The organism is Thalassospira povalilytica, assembly GCF_002844235.1.
In the GTDB taxonomy this organism is placed as follows: domain Bacteria; phylum Pseudomonadota; class Alphaproteobacteria; order Rhodospirillales; family Thalassospiraceae; genus Thalassospira; species Thalassospira povalilytica.
Window position 1 is genome coordinate 114,868 of record NZ_PGTS01000006.1, and the last position, 18,014, is coordinate 132,881.

The 18,014-nt window shown below is 55.0% G+C and carries 14 protein-coding genes; 9 read left to right on the forward strand and 5 right to left on the reverse strand.

Features of this window, described 5'->3' with window-relative positions; genetic code table 11:
- Positions 1 to 268 precede the first annotated feature (268 nt).
- Entirely contained in the window at positions 269 to 1,456 is a 1,188-nt protein-coding gene (locus tag CU041_RS15945) for an N-acetylmuramoyl-L-alanine amidase (protein ID WP_233433134.1), read from the reverse strand.
- Between the two features lie 742 nt (positions 1,457 to 2,198).
- On the opposite strand from CU041_RS15945, the gene CU041_RS15950 reads away from it, so the two are divergent.
- Positions 2,199 to 5,228, forward strand: a complete 3,030-nt coding sequence (locus CU041_RS15950; RefSeq protein WP_101247664.1) for an Rne/Rng family ribonuclease — start codon at positions 2,199 to 2,201, stop codon at positions 5,226 to 5,228.
- 693 nt (positions 5,229 to 5,921) lie between these two features.
- Here CU041_RS15950 and CU041_RS15960 read toward each other — a convergent pair.
- Positions 5,922 to 7,073 carry a pyridoxal phosphate-dependent aminotransferase gene (locus CU041_RS15960; protein ID WP_101247666.1) on the reverse strand — a complete coding sequence of 384 codons (1,152 nt, stop codon included), beginning with the start codon at positions 7,071 to 7,073 and terminating at the stop codon, positions 5,922 to 5,924.
- Positions 7,074 to 7,142: 69 nt separating this feature from the next.
- Positions 7,143 to 8,369 carry a gamma-glutamyltransferase gene (locus CU041_RS15965; RefSeq protein WP_231856709.1) on the reverse strand — a complete coding sequence of 409 codons (1,227 nt, stop codon included), beginning with the start codon at positions 8,367 to 8,369 and terminating at the stop codon, positions 7,143 to 7,145.
- Positions 8,370 to 8,517: 148 nt separating this feature from the next.
- On the opposite strand from CU041_RS15965, the gene CU041_RS15970 reads away from it, so the two are divergent.
- The 3 genes from CU041_RS15970 to CU041_RS15980 all read left to right on the forward strand — a co-directional run bounded on the left by CU041_RS15970 (position 8,518) and on the right by CU041_RS15980 (position 11,432).
- Positions 8,518 to 9,873 (forward strand): M48 family metalloprotease, encoded by a 1,356-nt coding sequence (locus CU041_RS15970; protein ID WP_068518548.1) that lies wholly within the window; start codon positions 8,518 to 8,520, stop codon positions 9,871 to 9,873.
- Positions 9,874 to 9,899: 26 nt separating this feature from the next.
- Entirely contained in the window at positions 9,900 to 10,595 is a 696-nt protein-coding gene (locus CU041_RS15975) for a hypothetical protein (RefSeq protein WP_101247667.1), read from the forward strand.
- Between the two features lie 75 nt (positions 10,596 to 10,670).
- The gene (locus tag CU041_RS15980; protein ID WP_101247668.1) at positions 10,671 to 11,432 is read left to right on the forward strand and encodes a DsbA family protein; all 762 of its coding nucleotides are present in this window, start codon (positions 10,671 to 10,673) and stop codon (positions 11,430 to 11,432) included.
- A 122-nt stretch (positions 11,433 to 11,554) separates the two neighbouring features.
- On the opposite strand, the gene thiS is transcribed toward CU041_RS15980, so the two are convergent.
- Entirely contained in the window at positions 11,555 to 12,550 is a 996-nt protein-coding gene (thiS, locus tag CU041_RS15985) for a sulfur carrier protein ThiS (RefSeq protein ID WP_101247669.1), read from the reverse strand.
- 312 nt (positions 12,551 to 12,862) lie between these two features.
- Between thiS and CU041_RS15995 the strand changes: the two genes are divergently transcribed.
- The 5 genes from CU041_RS15995 to CU041_RS16015 all read left to right on the forward strand — a co-directional run bounded on the left by CU041_RS15995 (position 12,863) and on the right by CU041_RS16015 (position 16,481).
- Positions 12,863 to 13,249, forward strand: coding sequence for a type II 3-dehydroquinate dehydratase (locus CU041_RS15995; protein ID WP_101247671.1), 387 nt, complete (start codon positions 12,863 to 12,865; stop codon positions 13,247 to 13,249).
- An 11-nt stretch (positions 13,250 to 13,260) separates the two neighbouring features.
- Positions 13,261 to 13,710, forward strand: coding sequence for an acetyl-CoA carboxylase biotin carboxyl carrier protein (accB, locus tag CU041_RS16000; protein ID WP_101247672.1), 450 nt, complete (start codon positions 13,261 to 13,263; stop codon positions 13,708 to 13,710).
- Between the two features lie 17 nt (positions 13,711 to 13,727).
- Positions 13,728 to 15,077, forward strand: a complete 1,350-nt coding sequence (gene accC / locus CU041_RS16005) for an acetyl-CoA carboxylase biotin carboxylase subunit (RefSeq protein ID WP_068518554.1) — start codon at positions 13,728 to 13,730, stop codon at positions 15,075 to 15,077.
- Positions 15,078 to 15,291: 214 nt separating this feature from the next.
- A complete protein-coding gene (gene aat / locus CU041_RS16010; RefSeq protein WP_068518555.1) occupies positions 15,292 to 15,939 on the forward strand; it encodes a leucyl/phenylalanyl-tRNA--protein transferase in 648 nt (215 codons plus the stop codon).
- Positions 15,940 to 15,998: 59 nt separating this feature from the next.
- On the forward strand, positions 15,999 to 16,481 hold the full coding sequence (locus CU041_RS16015; protein ID WP_101247673.1) for a GNAT family N-acetyltransferase: 483 nt from the start codon (positions 15,999 to 16,001) through the stop codon (positions 16,479 to 16,481).
- Between the two features lie 110 nt (positions 16,482 to 16,591).
- Here CU041_RS16015 and serA read toward each other — a convergent pair whose 3' ends face one another.
- Entirely contained in the window at positions 16,592 to 17,833 is a 1,242-nt protein-coding gene (serA, locus tag CU041_RS16020; protein ID WP_068518557.1) for a phosphoglycerate dehydrogenase, read from the reverse strand.
- Between the last annotated feature and the right edge of the window lie 181 nt (positions 17,834 to 18,014).

Consider the following 18,014-nt stretch of genomic DNA (forward strand, 5'->3'; position numbering starts at 1 on the left):
TGTTGGCCTGAGGTTGCGCATATTCATGCACAATCATCAGAAATGCAATGTCCCAACGGATAACCGTTTCCCGCAGGGCGATCCCCGCACTAACCACTATTATAGCGGCAAAAAAGTGACGAGGTTGTGACAGCTCTCACTTAAGGGAACTTTTAGTTTAGCAAAACCTGCATATGACTGACCATCTGCCCGCTTAAAAAAATGTCGATGCCGGCAAACCGAACAGACCGGAAGCGTTCAGGGAATGCAGTTCCCGTGCACACCGCTGCTAGAATTTGTGCTTTTCGAAATAGATATCAATTGCCCGCAAGACGGCCTCGGCAATCTTTTTGCGATGGGCCGGGCTTTGCAGCAGTTTGGCATCGGTCGCATTGGACAGATAACCCATTTCAAACAGTGCCGACGGGATGTCAGGCGCCTTCAGAACGGCAAATCCGGCAAAGCGATGAGTTCTGCGTTGCAGTTCGATGCTTTTGGACAGCTGGCTGACCATGTTGGCGGCAAGCGTTGCCGACAGGTTCATGGTTTCGCGCTGGGCCAGATCGATCAGGATGCTTTGCACCAGCGAATTTTCATCGGAAAGATCAATACCGGCAATCACGTCGGCCTTGTTTTCCTTTGACGCCAGGGCTGCTGCTTCTTTGTCCGATGCGTTTTCAGACAGGGTATAAACCGATCCACCGCGATGTTTGGGATTGGCAATTGAATCCGCATGCAGTGATATGAACAGATCGGCACCGTTTTTGCGGGCAATTTCAACGCGCTGGCGGAGTTTCAGGAAGACATCCTTGTCACGTGTCAACAGCACGCGATAGCGCCCCGATGCCGTCAGGGTATCGGCAAGCTGCCGGGCAGCGGCCAGCGTCAGATCCTTTTCATAGACATTGCCAACCCCGATGGCGCCCGGATCAACACCGCCATGACCGGCATCAATCGCAATAAGCGGCTTTTCATCGCCGCCACGACCGGATTTGACCGCCACATCCACACTTTGTTCTGTAGCGCTGGTATCATTGCGGCTGCGTGCGGAATAGGCTTCCATGCTTTCGCGTGACGCGGTCAGGAAGGCGTCGCGTTTTGCCGGTTTCAGATCGACGACCAAACGGTTGGGTTTGCCGCCTGATGACGGCAATGCGAAAATTTTGGACACCAGTGACGGTTCGGCAACATCAAGAACGACACGGAACGTACCGGGTTTGAACAGTCCATAGCGCAATCCCGAAATAAGCCCGCCCCCCGATGTCACCTTGCCGGGCGGGGCGCTCCAATCGATTTCGGGCATGTCAATGATGATGCGATAGGGATCGGGCAGCAAGAAATAGGTAAATTCGACATCGCGATCAAGATCGATGACAAATCGGGTATAATCCGGATAGACGCCCAGACGCGCCCCCAGAACCTTTGCCGCCTGTGCATTGGCAGTCGATGTTACAAGCTGGGCTGAAAACAGCAGCAAAAACAATGCGATCGAAAGTCTTGCGAGTTTTTGAAAACCCGAAGACAACAAAGCAGATCGCACATGGGAATATGTGTTTGCATGCGGTGAATTCATCTGTCGTGCTTGTGCCTGGTTACCCTGCCAAAGGTGAGATAGTCGCTTATAGCAATGCGTTGGTTAACGGGCAATTGACCAAAGCAAGAAGTTCCAAAGACACGTTTTGCCGCCTTTGTCCCATCCCGTTAAATCGCCAACCGGGCAAAAACATCGCGTTTTCATGGATTTGCCCGCATTTAATCGCCAAAGGCGAAACTGCGCGGAATTCTTCGCCTTTTGACGGATCACTGTCAGAAAGTCGTCATATGATGCAACAAAACTGTTTGTCGCAGGCGAATAAACCGGATATGTTGCACCCGAGATTCCTATGCTTTGTGGTATGAAACTTAAACGCCACCAGGCTGAGGACGCGACTAGACCAGTTCTTACGGTCGGTGTCTCGGTGACGCGGCAATTCCCGCTCCCGATAGAGCCCTCCTGAAAAAGGCTGCCTTGGCGCGCTCGAAAATACGCAACCTATTTTTGTTTCAACATCAAAACCAGGTCCGAACCGGAAGAGCAGCCGACACGCGATGAACCAGAGACATACAGGACATATCGCGACCCTATTGGACGGCGCCTCCGGTCACGCCGGTTTGTTTGCATATCAGCGCAGCAATGCGCGTAGCATTGAACTGGCGGGACCTCCAGGAACAGGTTCCGAATGGTTAAACGCATGCTTATCGATGCAACGCACGCGGAAGAAAGCCGCGTCGTTGTTATTAATGGAAATCGCCTAGAAGAATACGACGTCGAGACATCGACCAAAAAACAGATCAAGGGTAACATCTATCTCGCCAAAGTGACGCGAGTAGAACCGTCGTTGCAGGCGGCCTTTGTTGACTATGGCGGAAACCGCCACGGTTTTCTTGCCTTCAGTGAAATCCATTCCGACTATTACCAGATCCCGGTTGCCGACCGCGAAGCCCTGAGCCAGGGTGGTGCACAGGTCAAGGACGCCGAAATTGTCGAAGACAATATTGGCGAAACCGACGACAGCCCGAAAAAAGAAAAGAAATCGACCCGTTCGCGTTCGCGACGCAAACCGCGCGCAAAGGACAAGGACGAAACCCAGGACGCATCCGAGCCGGATGCGACTGATGGGGAAACCGTGGTTGATGCCGATGCAGCCAATCCGACGGATGGCGCATCTGATGGTGCGGTTTCTTCTGATGAAGAAGAAACCAAGCCGCGCCGCCGTCGCACGCGCAACCGTCGCAAAAAATCCGACGATGCCGACGCACAGGCAAGCGATGCATCTTCTGACGAAGCAGCATCGGGTGATGCCAATGCAGACGCCAATGGCGGTTCTGATGATGACAATTCCCCGTCGGGTGGCAATGCTGCCATGTCGGCGGACGTCGCAGAGCTGAGCGTTGATGTCGACGCCGACGGTGACGACAGCGAAGAAGACGCACCGTCTGCCGATGCCGGCACAGAAGAAGAAGAAATCGAAGATCTTGGCGGGGACGACACCGACGAATTCGTTGAGTCGCATAGCCGTCAGCTTCAGAAACGCTACAAAATTCAGGAAGTCATCAAACGCCGCCAGATCATTCTGGTTCAGGTCGTCAAGGAAGAGCGCGGCAACAAGGGTGCTGCCCTGTCGACCTTCCTGTCGCTGGCTGGCCGTTATTGCGTTCTGATGCCAAACACCCCGCGTGGTGGCGGCATTTCGCGCAAGATCACCAATGCCAAGGACCGCAAGCGTCTGAAATCCATTCTGGCCGAGCTGGAGATTCCGGACGGCATGGCCGTGATCGTTCGCACCGCCGGTGCCGAACGGACCAAGGCCGAGATCAAGCGCGACTTCGACTATCTGATGCGTCTGTGGGATCGTATTCGCGAAACCACCCTTCAGAGCCAGGCGCCTTGCCTGATCTACGAAGAAGCCGACCTGATCAAACGTTCGATCCGCGACCTTTATGCGCGTGATGTGGATGAAGTTCTGGTCGAAGGCGACGACGGTTACCGGGTCGCCAAAGACTTCATGAAAATGCTGATGCCGTCGCATGCCAAGCGTGTGCAGCCCTATAAGGATCAGGGCGTGCCGCTGTTCCACCGTTTCCAGGTGGAAAGCCAGCTTGATGCGATGCTCAATCCGGTCGTACAGCTTAAATCCGGTGGCTATATCGTCATCAACCCGACCGAGGCACTGGTCGCGATTGACGTGAACTCAGGCCGTTCGACCCGCGAACGCAATATCGAAGAAACCGCTTACAAGACCAACCTTGAAGCGGCCGAAGAACTGGCACGCCAGTTGCGCCTGCGTGACCTTGCCGGTCTGATTGTTGTCGACTTTATCGACATGGAAGACCACCGCAACCAGGCATCGGTCGAGCGCAAGCTGAAAGAAGCCATGCGCAATGACCGTGCGCGTCTTCAGATCGGCCGTATCAGCCCGTTTGGTCTGCTTGAAATGTCGCGTCAGCGCCTGCGTCCGTCGCTTGTTGAAAGCGCGTTCGAGGTTTGCTCGCACTGTCGTGGTGTCGGCCTTGTCCGTTCGATCGAAAGTGCAGCCCTGCATCTGCTGCGCGTGATCGAGGAAGAAGGCATGCGTCGCCGGTCCGGTGCGCTTACCGTTCATGTCGCAAGCGAAGTTGCGCTTTATATCCTGAACCGCAAACGTGATTCGCTGGCCGAAATCGAACAGCGTTACGGCTTTACCGTCATGATCTTTGGCGATGACAGCCTGATTTCGCCCGATCACCGCATTGAACGCACCCGTGCGAAAAAAGGTGACGAACAGGAAGAAGCTGCACCTGTTCTCAATACCGACAGTGTTTCCCTAACGGCGATTGAAAGCCCGGTTGAAGCCGACGACGAAGAAGAAGAAACCGTCCGCGGTGATGATGACGATCAGGGTGGCAAACGCCGCCGCCGCCGCCGCCGTCGTCGTGGTCGTAACGATGATCGTGATGATCGTACCGAAAACCAGCAGGACGCCGCAGACAGCGACACCGACGATGCTGATGGTTCGGATCGCAACGGATCTGATGATGATGACGAAGACAGCAACCGCAAACGCCGCCGTCGCGGCAAGCGTGGGGGCCGCCGCCGGTCGCGTCGTCAGGACTTTGACGGTAACCGTACCCGGTCGCCCAATGATGATCCGGCCCTGACGGCAGCACGCCGCAACCGTGATCACGAAGCACCGGACGGTTCCGAAGAAAACACCGTGATCGACGCCGAAAGCGAAGGTCAGGATGCCGACAGCTTTGATCAGGAAGGTGTCCGCGCCGGTCGTACCCGCAGCACCACTGCCCCGGCCCCGGCCCGTCCGCGCCGCGATCGTAACGACAACCGTCGCAACCGTCGTGACCGCAACAGCCGTCCGGAACGTGGCGAAGGTGGCAACGAACGCGGCGATGTGAAAAACATCCCGATCCAGAGCGGCCCGGCACCGGAAGCAACCGCTGAAAGCAAACCCGAAGCCGCCGCTGCACCAGCAAGCGCCCCGGCAGAGGTAAGTGCACCAGAATCTGCACCGGCAGAAAAACCGGCTCTGGCACCTGTGGCAGAAGCCCCGAAGGTCGAAGCACCGGCTGAAAAGCCCGCTGAGCCGAAGGCGGCTGAGCCAAGAGCTGAAGCACCGGCTCCGACCCCTGCCCCGGAAGCAGCCCCAGCGGCTGAACCGGCAAAGGATGAAAAGCCGAAGCCGAAAAAGCGCGGCTGGTGGAGCCTTGGTCGTTAAGACCGGCGAACAGAAAAAACAAAAAGGGCTGCCCATCGGGCAGCCCTTTTTTCGCTAACAGTGTTCTCAACGAGATTTTTTATTCTTGTCTCTTATCTGAACGTATTTTCCACCTAGTACGAGTAAGAATTTCTCGGATTAGCAAGTACTCAAAGAACTTTGGACCGCTCGTCTTCACTTGATCACTCTTCTCCAGTTTCGAATTGACCCGGGACAACGGAATATCGTCGGCCGACCACATCAATCTGAACGCCTCCCACAAATTGACAAGAACAACTGCAATCCACCAAAAAATTCCGACGTTAACGAAAACCCAGAATGTATTGAAATACTGATCATATAGTGCTTCCCCCCAATTCTGGGGACCATCGAACCGAAGGTCCGGTGAAATTAGATACGCTGTGATAAACTTCCCAACAAAATACAGCACAGCCAGAACCACAATCGTCGTTAACCACACTTGAAACCGCAGACGTGGCACAAGTCGTGCTTTTCTCTGAAAGAGGAGAACTACATTGGTAGTGAGAAGGATGTAGACAGTGCCTCCTGCCAATACAAACGGAAACAAATAGATGTCTGTGAAACGACCAGAATTGGTCGTGAGCGCCAACAGAAGTCCGCCAAAAACAATCGCCAGGAATGCCGATTTCAACTTAGGGAACGGGTGCTTCACATCTTTTCCTTTTAATTATCTCAACGTTTCCAGTTCTGCAACGCCTTGACCGCACCGATCATGGTTGCTTCGCTGTGCGCAAACGAGAAACGCACATAGCCCTTGCCACGCATCCGGTCGAAATCGGTGCCCGGTGTGGTGGCAACGCCGGTTTCCTCGAGCATCTGGCGACAGAATGCTTCGCTATCTTTGGTCAGTTCGCGCACATCGGCATAAAGATAGAACGCACCATCCGCCGGGGCGAATTTGGTGAAACCGGCCTTGGGCAGACCATCAAGCAGGATTTCACGATTGCGCGCATAGGCCGCGATATTGGCCTGAAGTTCGTCTTCGCAATCAAAGGCCGCGACCGCTGCGATCTGTGACAAAGCAGGGGCCGAGATAAACAGGTTCTGCTGCAAGCATTCCACTGCCCGCATCAGATCAGGCGGGACAATAGCCCAGCCCAGACGCCAGCCGGTCATGGAAAAGTATTTCGAAAAACTGTTGATGATGATCGCCTCATCCCCGAATTCAAGGGCCGTGCATTCCTTGACATCCCCGAATGAAATACCCTGATAGATCTCGTCACTGATCAGGCGAATGCCGTTTTCGCGGCAATAGGCTGCCAGTTCGCGATAGGTTTCAACATCAATCATGCTGCCAGCCGGGTTGGACGGGCTGGCAACAATCAGACCATCAATCGGCTCGTCGAGATCACGCAGCATCTGCACGGTCGGCTGATAATGGGTTTCCGGTCCTGCGGGCAGATTGACTGTTTCAATGCCAAGCGCGCTTAGGATGTTGTGATAGGCCGGATAGCCCGGTGCGGCCATCGCCACCCGATCCCCGGCATCAAACGCCGCAAGGAAGGCCAGAACAAAGATTGATGACGATCCGCTGGCAACGCATACACGCGATGGATCAACCGACACGCCGAATTTGGTTTTGTAATGCCCGGCGATGGCTTCGCGCAGGGGATCAATGCCCATCGCATTGGTGTAACCGATCAGATCGGCATCAAGTGCCCTGGCGGCAGCTTCGCGTACCTTGCGTGGTGCGGGTGTGCCGGGCTGGCCGACTTCAAGATGGTAAACAGCTTTTCCTTCGGTTTCGCGCGCATTGGCCGCACGCATCACATCCATAACAATAAAGGGCGAAATTGCCCCGCGCTGTGATTGTTTCAAAGCCATTATGTGGGGTCCTGGATATTGATCAAAAGCAACAGGGCAGGATGACCCTGCCCTGTGGAAATGGTGTGGTTATCGCACGCCCGCCATACCGCCGCCGGCGGGATCGGCAACAAACTGGCAGCTTTCGGGATGGGGTGGCACCCCTTCAAGACAACGAATGACATTGACCGACGATGTGCCACTGGAATTCAGTGCAACCCCCGATGCAGCACCGGCACCGATCAGGTCTTCTGCCATGGTGGCAATCTGTTTGGTTGCACCGGCAGGCGTCCCGGTTCCGGCAATGCCGTAATAATATTCCCAGACAAAGGGGTTCACCATCAAAGCCGGCCCCATCAGCGGCGTTGCCGCCTGTGCCGCATCACCGGCAGCAAGGTTCAAGCCAAACGCATCGGCACCAAGTCCGGCGCCAAACGGCGTGTTCATGGTGGTCATGCAGGCCACGGCATTGGCCGCGCGGTCAACAACGACAAAGCCGCTGCGACCCGACATCGGCTGTCCGGCCATGTTTCCGGCATCAATATCGGCAAGATAACGATTAAGGATATCGGCCACATCACTGCCACCTGAAATCACCGCCGGTGCCGTCGCGGCACGTGGTGGATAGGCCAGATACAGGATTTCGTTACCGTGTTTGACCTCGGTCGCCGATTTCCATTCCGGGCGATAGTTGCGCAAATCATCAGCCGTCAGCGTACCACCGGCATTCTGGACCGCCGCGGCAATATCGGCACCAAGCGCCCCGTTATAGAAATCCCCCGGCCCCTTGACCCGAAGCGACGTCAGCAGGGCCGCAAGGTTCACAGACCGGATGCGATCACCAACTTCGAGCAATTTACCATTCGGCATAAAGGTTTCGCGCAATGCCGGGCTTGCTTCGATGCGGTCGCGATTGGCTTCGATGTCATTGACCAGCGACCGCGAAACCGGCACGCCAAGGCGGGCATATTGTTCCGCCGCACTCAAAAGCGACGCCCATTGCAAACGCCCGAAACGCGCACTAAGCGCATAAAGACCGCGCGGCACGGCCGGGATGGTCGTTGCGGTCTGGCCTGCGCTGGTGCGCGTGCCCGGACGGGGCCAGAAATCAAGAACTTCGACTTTTTTGGCTTCGCGTTCATGCACAACGCACACCCCGCCACCGCCGATCCCGGCGACTGACGGTTTGGTCACGGTCATGGTTGCGTAAAGCGCAACAGAGGCATCCGCCGCCGTCCCGCCAGCCGACAGAACATCCCGTGCAACCCGGACGGCGCGCGGCTCATCTGCGACCACACCACCGAAATATCCGGTCACTGCCCCTATTTGACCAAGATTTTCTGTATTAGTACTACTGCAGGCAGCAAGACCGGCAGTCATTGCGATTGCGAACGCGATCCGCCATGATGGCTTGCGCGTCGGCATTGAACCGACATCAGTCGAACGAAAATATGGAACGCACATTTTGCTCAGACGCATTATTACTCTCACTGCCATTTTCCTTGTTGCCCTGCCTAGCACGGTTTTGGCGCAGGGTCGTTCTTTTATCCGCGATACCGAGATCGAGGAAACCCTTCGTCTCTATGCTACGCCAATCTTCAAAGCGGCGGGGCTCGATCCGAATGGTGTGTCCATTTATATCGTTTCTGACAACAGCTTGAACGCATTTGTTGCCGGTGGCCAAAAGCTTTTTATCAATACTGGGCTGTTGTTAAAAGCAGAGACTCCCGAACAGGTTATCGGGGTGATGGCCCACGAAACCGGTCACATTACCGGCGGGCACCTTTCGCGCGTACATGATCAGTTGCGCAACGCATCGGCAATTTCAATCCTTTCGACCATTGCGGGCGTTGCTGCCGGTGTGGCCGCAGGCCGGTCTGATGTCGGTACCGCAGCGATTCTGGGCGGGCAGAATATCGCCACCCGAAACTTTTTGGCATATTCGCGAACCCAGGAAAGCAGTGCTGATCAGGCCGGTGTCAAATATCTGACGGCGGCGGGTATTTCCGCACGCGGCATGATGGAATTCATGGAAACGCTTGAAGGTCAGGAATTGCTGAGTACGGCAAGCCAGGACCCCTATATGCGAAGCCACCCGCTGACCACGGAACGTGTCGAGTTTCTCGAAAACTATGTTGCGAATTCAACGCTGAAAGACGCCAAGGTCAGTGACGATCTGTATGAACGTCATGCACGGATGCGCGCCAAACTTTATGCCTTTACCAATCAAAAGCAAAATACGTTGCGCACCTATCCCGAAAGCGACACCAGCGTCGCCGGGCAATATGCGCGTGCCATTGCCTATTACCAGAATTCCGAACTGGCCCCTGCCCTTGAGATCATCGAAAACCTGATCGCGGTTGAACCGAACAACCCGTATTTCGAAGAACTTAAAGGTCAGGTTCTGCTGGAATTTGGCAAGGCGCAGGAAGCCATTGCCCCGCTTGAAAAATCAACAGAACTGTCAAACGGTGCGCCTTTGATCCGTCTGTTGCTGGCGCATGCGATGATTGAAACCGGCGATAACAGTTATCTCGAAGCTGCCAAAACCAACCTGATGGGCGTGTTGTCACGTGAACGCGGCAATGCATCGGCATGGCGTTTCCGCGCCATTGTCGAAAACCGTCTTGGCAATGAAGGTGAAGCATCGCTGTCACAGGCTGAATACAGCCTTCTGACCGGCGACCGTCAGGCAGCAAGCTACCACGCAGTTCAGGCCGACCGTAAACTCGACAAGGGATCGGCCGCCTGGTTGCGTGCACAGGATATCTTGCAGGCCACCAATCCGGACGGAAAACCCGGCAAGGACGCACCGAAGTGATCGGGCCTTGGCCGCATTTCGCGCCAATGTCCGCAATCTTCAAAACATTTCCGGTTCTCAAACGCTTTTTGGGCGTTTGGGTACTGGTGATGGCAACAAGCCAGATCACGGCCTGTGCCCTTCCGGGGGCCGGGGTTGATGTTGGTGGTGATCTGAAACTTCTATATGCGCCCTTTTCGCTTGATCATCCGCCGCGCTACTGGACCGTTGATCAGAAACCTTCCGCAAGCCAGGATTTGAGCCGGACATCGGCGTCAGCGTCGGATCTGCCATTACAGTGGTCTGACAAGGATGGCCGGATTGCGCTGGCAGCCCGTCCGGGGCTTGGATCGTTTGAATTCGGACGCCGGACCAATGTTATCGTTCTGGCCTCGCCATATCTGTCATTTGACTGGCAATTCAACAGTACGGCACAGATTGGCGACATTGAATTGGAACTCGGATTTCGCCGACAACGTCAGGGAAGCTGGCGGGAAAGCGATCTTGGATCGGGCAAACCGGCAATTGACCAGCTTGTCCGCATTCCCGTCGGACAGCCATCGGTTCAATATGGTGAATGGCAGCGCGAATATTTTGATCTTTCGACCCTTTATCGCCGGTACTGGCCAGAAGCCAGAAGCGACGAGGTTCGCCTTGTCTGGATCGGGATTGTTCCGGGTCGCGACCATAAACCTTCTGTGAGTGGGATCACCTATCTAACGCATATTTTACTTTCCCGTTAGAGGCCTGATCCCGTATCACAGAACCAACTCTTAACCGTCAGGCCATAAGCGGCCACAGTCACAGAAGGACACCCGATGAATTCCAAGATTGTAAAACGCTTCCTTGGCTGCAGCGCGATTGCCACGACCATGCTGTTTGGTGCTTCGCTTGCGCAGGCCGATGAAACGCTGAGCGATGGACAAAAAGCCGCCGTCGAAAGCCTGATTGAAGACTATCTTTTGAAAAATCCGGATGTGCTGTTGCGCGCCATCCAGAATGTTCAGGTCTGGCAGGCCACCGAAAAGGCCCGTCAGCAGGCAGAAGCCATCACCCCGGTCTGGGATGCCCTGGTGGCTGACAGCTCGGTTCCGTCTTTGGGCCCGGTTGATGCCCCGGTCACTGTGATCGAGTTTTTTGACTATCATTGCGGCTACTGCAAGCGTGCCTTTGATGGCGTGATGGATATTGCCAAAGAACATGATGGCAAAGTCCGGACCATCTTTGTTGAATTCCCGATCCTGCGCGAAGAAAGTGCCACGGCTGCACGCGCCGCACTGGCCGCCGACAAGCAGGGCAAATATATGGAAATCCACGAAGCCTTCATGGCCAACCGCGGCCTTCTTGATGACACCCGCATTGACGAGCTTGCCGCGTCTGCCGGTATCGATGTTGCCAAAATGCGCGAAGACATGCAGTCGCCCGAAATCGGCGGCATGATCGCCCAATATGCGGCAATGGCCCGCACCGTCGGCATCAGCGGAACGCCTGCCTTTATCATCAATGGCACCATGGTATCGGGCGCGGATATGGATCGCGTCAATGCGCTAGTGAAAACCGGGCTTGAAGAAGCATCCTGATTTTTGGCCCCTGCGCCATCGTGACAACATTTGCAGTCACACCGTTGCGCAGTCCGAACAAAACGACAAAGGCCCGTTTCGAAATCGAAACGGGCCTTTGTTTTACGCAAATGGCATGCAGATCAGATGATCCCGGCCAGCGGGGATGACGGATCGGCATATTTCTTTTTTGGCATGCGACCGGCCAGGAAGGATTCGCGTCCGGCAATGATGGCATGCTTCATCGCGCGCGCCATGCGGATCGGGTCTTTTGCCCCGGCAATTGCGGTATTCATCAGAACCCCGTCACAGCCAAGCTCCATGGCAACGGCCGCATCCGATGCCGTCCCGACGCCGGCATCAACCAGGACCGGCACATTGGCATTTTCCTTGATCAGGGCGATATTAACGGGGTTAAGGATCCCCATGCCCGACCCGATCAGCGATCCCAGCGGCATGATGGCACAGCATCCCATATCTTCGAGCATGTTGGCCTGAATGGGATCGTCGCTGCAATAGACCATGACGTCAAAACCGTCCTTGATCAGAGCTTCGGCCGCCTTGAGCGTTTCGGGCATATTGGGATAAAGCGTCGCCTGATCCCCCAATACTTCAAGTTTCACCAGGTTCCAGCCCCCGGCTTCGCGGGCAAGGCGCAGGGCCCGCACCGCATCATCGGCGGTAAAGCACCCTGCCGTGTTTGGCAGATAGGTATATTTTTTCGGATCGACATAATCGACCAGCATCGGCTGGTTGGGATCGGTCAGATTGACGCGACGCACAGCAACAGTGACGATTTCGGCCCCGGATGCCTCGATCGCGATTTTGGTTTCCTCGAAATCCTTGTATTTGCCGGTTCCGACCAGCAAACGCGACGAGAATTTTTTACCGGCAACGACAAAACCGTCATCATCAGCGGTCGCCAGATCGGCTTCGCCCGAACCGCCACCGATAAAATGGACGATCTCAAGCTTGTCACCATCGGCAAGTGCCGTTTGCCCATAGGCTGTCTTGGGCACGATTTCGAGATTTCGCTCAACCGCGACCTTGGTTGCGGCAATGCCCAACTGGCCCAGCAGCTCTTCTACATTTGCGGCATTCTCGATAGTCCGGTCTTCACCGTTGATCGTCAGAAGCATCTTTTTCGTTCAATCCCTGTGGTATCAAAATCTTCATGATTGCCGCGCAGTATGCGCAGCTGCCCTGCCCGAGGCAAGCTGTCTTGTGATGAGCAGAGCCGGTTATGACCAGTTATGGACAAAGCCCGGCTTTGTCCATGCAGACATCCGAAGCCCCGGAAGTCATCGCAACGACGTTCGATAATGACAAAGCAACGATGCAATGCTGCATTGCCGATGCTTATTGCAACGTTGCGTCAGACTTTGGTCGTGTTATAAACGCAGCACCAAAAGTTGGGCGTATGGTCGGAAAACGGCCCTTGAAACGCCTGAATGGATGTCTGGGGTAAGATGACATTGCACGTGATCAAGGATCGATGTGAAGTCAATGACACGGCTGTTTGCCTTCGGGCCATCTGCCATGAAGACAACAACAAAGGTGAACTGGTTGACTGGTTTCAGGAAACCCGACAAGAAGATTCTGGCATTCTTTGCGATGCTGGGGCATATACGCACACATCGGTTGCGATCCTCGATGCGATTGGGGCATCAGATTTGCCGATGATCGAGGTCCATCTGTCCAATATTCAAAAGCGGGACGCCATAAGACTTTTGTCCAACGTCTCAAACGCTGCAAACGGTATGATCTATGGCTTTGGCGACCAGAGTTATAACCACGCCCTGGATGCCATGCGCGGATTGATCCACACACCATCATAAAAGATATCGAAATGAGCAAGTTCAACATCGACAATGACGCCATTCGCCAGCTCGCAGAGCTGCTGGACGACACCAATCTGACCGAAATTGAAGTTGCCGCTGGTGACAACCGCATTCGTGTTGCCCGCCAGGGCACCATGGTTGCAGCAGCCCCTGCTGCACCGGTTGCGGCGGCTCCGGCACCGGTTGCTGCCGCTGCTGCGGCGCCGTCTGATGCGGCATCCCATCCGGGCGCAGTGAAATCACCGATGGTCGGTGTTGTTTACTTTGCACCGGAACCGGGTGCGGCTCCGTTCATCTCGGTCGGGTCGACCGTTGCCGAAGGTCAGACCCTGATGCTGATCGAAGCAATGAAGACCTTCAACCCGATCCGTGCGCCGAAATCGGGCAAAGTGACCCAGATTCTTGCGACCGACGGTCATCCGGTCGAATATGACGAACCGCTGATCATTATTGAATAAGCCGGGGTAAGAACCGCATGTTCGACAAAATCCTGATTGCCAACCGCGGCGAAATCGCGCTTCGTATTCAGCGCGCCTGCCGTGAAATGGGCATCAAAACTGTCGCGGTGCATTCCACCGCCGATGCGGACGCCATGCATGTGCGTCTGGCCGACGAATCGGTCTGCATCGGCCCGGCAGCATCCAAAGACAGCTATCTGAATATTCCGGCCATCCTGTCGGCAGCTGAAATCACCGGCGCCGAAGCCATCCATCCGGGATATGGCTTCCTGTCGGAAAATGCCGATTTCGCAGCCATGGTCGAAGAACACGGCTTTGTCTTTATCGGCCCGACCGCGGAACATATCCGCATGATGGGCGATAAGATCACCGCAAAGCAAACGGCCGAAAAACTTGGCATTCCGTGCGTTCCGGGTTCCGATGGCGAAATCGCCACCGTTGACGAAGCCCGCAAATGCGCCAAGGAAATCGGTTATCCGGTCCTGATCAAGGCATCGGGTGGCGGCGGCGGTCGCGGCATGAAAGTCGTTGAACGCGAAGAAGACCTTGCGGAAGCATTTTCCATGACCCGTAAGGAAGCATTGCAGAACTTCGGCAATGCTGCGGTTTATATGGAAAAATATCTGGGCAAGCCGCGCCACATCGAATTGCAGGTCATCGGCGACAGCCATGGCAACGCCGTTCACCTGTTTGAACGTGATTGCTCCTTGCAGCGTCGTCACCAGAAGGTTCTTGAAGAAGCACCGTCTCCGACCCTGACGCCGGAAGAACGTGAACGCATCGGTTCGACCGTTGCCAATGCCATGATCGGCATGGGCTATCGCAATGCCGGCACGATCGAGTTCCTGTATGAAAATGGCGAGTTCTATTTCATCGAAATGAACACCCGTCTTCAGGTGGAACACCCGGTCACGGAAATGATTTCCGGTGTTGACCTTGTGCGTGAACAGATCCGCGTTGCAGCAGGTCTTGAACTGTCATTCAAGCAGGAAGACCTTGAAATTCATGGTCATGCCATTGAATGCCGTATCAACGCAGAAGATCCCAAGACCTTTGTCCCGTCGCCGGGCAAGATCAAGGAATATCATGCACCGGGCGGCCTTGGCGTGCGCGTCGATAGCGGTATCTATACCGGCTATTCGATCCCGCCCTATTACGACAGCATGATTGCCAAGCTGATCGTACATGGCCGTGATCGTGAAGAATGCATGATGCGCCTGCGCCGTGCGCTGGCCGAATATGCGATTGGCGGTATCAAAACCACCATTCCGCTGCACCAGACGCTTCTGGCGAACCCGGACATCCAGAAAGGGGATTATGACATCCACTGGCTGGAAAAGTTCATGGGTATGAAGAAAACTCTGTGATCGATCCGGATACAAACATCAAACGGGAACCTTCGGGTTCCCGTTTTTTTATGGCGTGATTTCAACTCGCCCGGCATTAAATAATTAATCTTGCGCCGATAGACTTGACCATGGATCCCGTGATGTTTGATATGACACCTTGTCTGACATGACGGCGTTCTCATATGTATTTTGACGTCAGATAGACAGGACAAAAACAATTATCACTGCGATCATGTCGAACCAGCTGACCCCTGATCTGTTGATCCGCGCCTATTCCGTCGGTCTGTTTCCCATGGCTGAAAGTCATGATGATCCAACCCTTTACTGGATCGACCCGGAATGGCGGGGTGTATTGCCGCTTGAGGGCTTCCACGTCCCGCGCAGCCTGAAAAAGGCCGTGCGCAAAGGCATCTATAAAATCCATGTCGACCGTGCCTTTCCCGACGTTATCCGGGCATGCGCCGAACAGACCGATACCCGCGACGATACCTGGATCAATGACAATATCCTTGAAGCCTATTGCGCGCTTCACAAGATGGGCTGTGCCCATTCGATAGAGGCCTGGAAAGATGGTGAACTGGTGGGCGGGCTTTATGGCGTCAGCCTTGGCAAGGCATTCTTTGGCGAAAGCATGTTTTCGCGTGCCACCAATGCCTCAAAGGTCGCACTGGTTCATCTGGTTGCCTTGATGCGCCAGGGGGGCTTCAGCCTTCTGGATACGCAGTTTGTGAATGATCATCTCAAACAGTTTGGCGTTCTGGAAATCCCGCGCGAACGATATCGCAATGAACTGGCCAAGGCATTGGCCGGACGCGCAAATCTTCCGTTCGAGGTCGAACCGGAATTTCTTGAACAAACGCTTTCGGGCGGCGATAGTTAAGGACAGAACCCAGCGGTTCCGGATTTACCCGCCCACCACGCCACCGAACGAGCCATCAGATGAATATCCGCCTCGCAACCGAGCAAGACATCCCCGCCATTCTTGATATCGTCGCCCCGACATTACGGTCCGGGGAAACCTATGCCATCGACAGTGATCTGAGCGACGATGACGTCATCAAATACTGGATGGCCCCGGACAAGGTGACGCTGGTCGCCGAAGAAGACGGCAATGTTGTTGGCACCTATTACATCCGGCAAAATCAGGGCGGCGGCGGATCGCATGTCTGTAATTGCGGCTATATGACATCCCCGAAGGCCAGCGGCCGCGGCATCGCGCGCCGCATGTGCGAGGATTCGCTTGTCCGCGCCAAGGAGCTTGGCTATCGCGCCATGCAATTCAATTTCGTCATCGCCAGCAATGCGGCAGCTGTTCATTTATGGCCGAAACTCGGCTTTGAAATTGTCGGCCGTCTGCCCGGTGCCTTCATGCACCCGACCCTTGGCGAAACCGATGCATTGGTGATGTATCGCAAACTCTAGCGCAGGTTCTGTTCAGATTGAAATTGCTCCGGGAGTTTTCCCAAGACAGAAAAAGGGCGGGCACCATATGGCACCCGCCCCTTTTTGTTTGAAATCTGATAGATGCCTGATCAGAACAGGAAACGCACACGCAGCGTACCGTCGATGGCAGCAAGTTCCTTGCGCACGCCGGCACCCGGTTTGATTTCCTCGTCAACTTCGACGACGACATAGCCAACGCCGCCTTCAGAACGCAGATACTGGCCGCTGATATTGATGCCACGCGATGCAAAGACATCGTTGATTTTCAGCAGCACGCCCGGAACGTTGCGGTGAATATGCAGGAAACGGGTGTGGGAACGATCCTTGACCGGAAGCGATACTTCCGGGAAGTTGACCGCGCCAAGGGTCGACCCGTTATCGGAATACGTGATCAGCTTGTCGGCCACTTCGATCCCGATATTTTCCTGTGCTTCCTGGGTGGAGCCACCGATATGCGGGGTCAGGATGACGTTATCCATACCACGCAGCGGGCTTTCGAATTCTTCATCCTTGCCAGCCGGTTCAACCGGGAACACGTCAAGTGCCGCACCCGCCAGATGACCGCTTTCAAGAGCAGCCGCCAGATCTTCGATCACAATCACGTTGCCACGTGCCGCATTGATCAGGTGCGCGCCCTTTTTCATTTTGGCGATCTCAGTCGCCGTGATCATGTTTTTGGTCTGCTCATTGGCCGGAACATGAAGCGACACCACATCGGATTTCGCCAGCAGTTCATCCATCGATGCACAGGCGGTCGCATTGCCCATGGCAAGTTTGTTGATCACGTCAAAATAAATGACATTCATGCCAAGTGATTCTGCCAGAACCGACAGCTGCGACCCGATATGGCCATAGCCGATAATACCAAGCGTCTTGCCGCGGGCTTCGAACGATCCCTTGGCGTTTTTAAGCCAGCCACCGTTATGAGCGGCCGCATTACGCTGCGGGATGCCACGCAGCAGCATGATGATCTGGCCCAGAACGAGTTCTGCCACCGAACGGGTGTTCGAATACGGCGCATTGAAGACCGGAATACCGCGCATCGCAGCAGCGGTCAGGTCAACCTGGTTGGTGCCGATACAGAAACAGCCGATCGAGGTCAGCTTGGAGGCGGAATCGATGATTTCTTCGGTAAGTTTGGTGCGGGAACGGATGCCCAGGAAGTGCGCATCGGAGACGACGGACTTCAGTTCGTCCGCGTCGAGCGCAGCAGGGTAATGGTCGACATTAGAGTAGCCGGCCTCTTTGAACATCTTTACAGCGTTTTCATGGATACCTTCGAGCAGGACGATCTTGATCTTGTCCTTCTCCAACGAAAGTTTGCTGTTCACGGCGCACCATCCTTTTCTTCGCGAGGGCGACACGGGATAATCCCCGAGCCGTTTATCAGGCCGTTCCATAACGGCCCGTGGACCAATGAAATAGGGCCTTGAAGCGCGTCCGTCAAAGGCTTTCCCTTGCGTAAATGTGCATTGCCCCTATCTTCTGAACGCATATACCGGCTAATGCGTA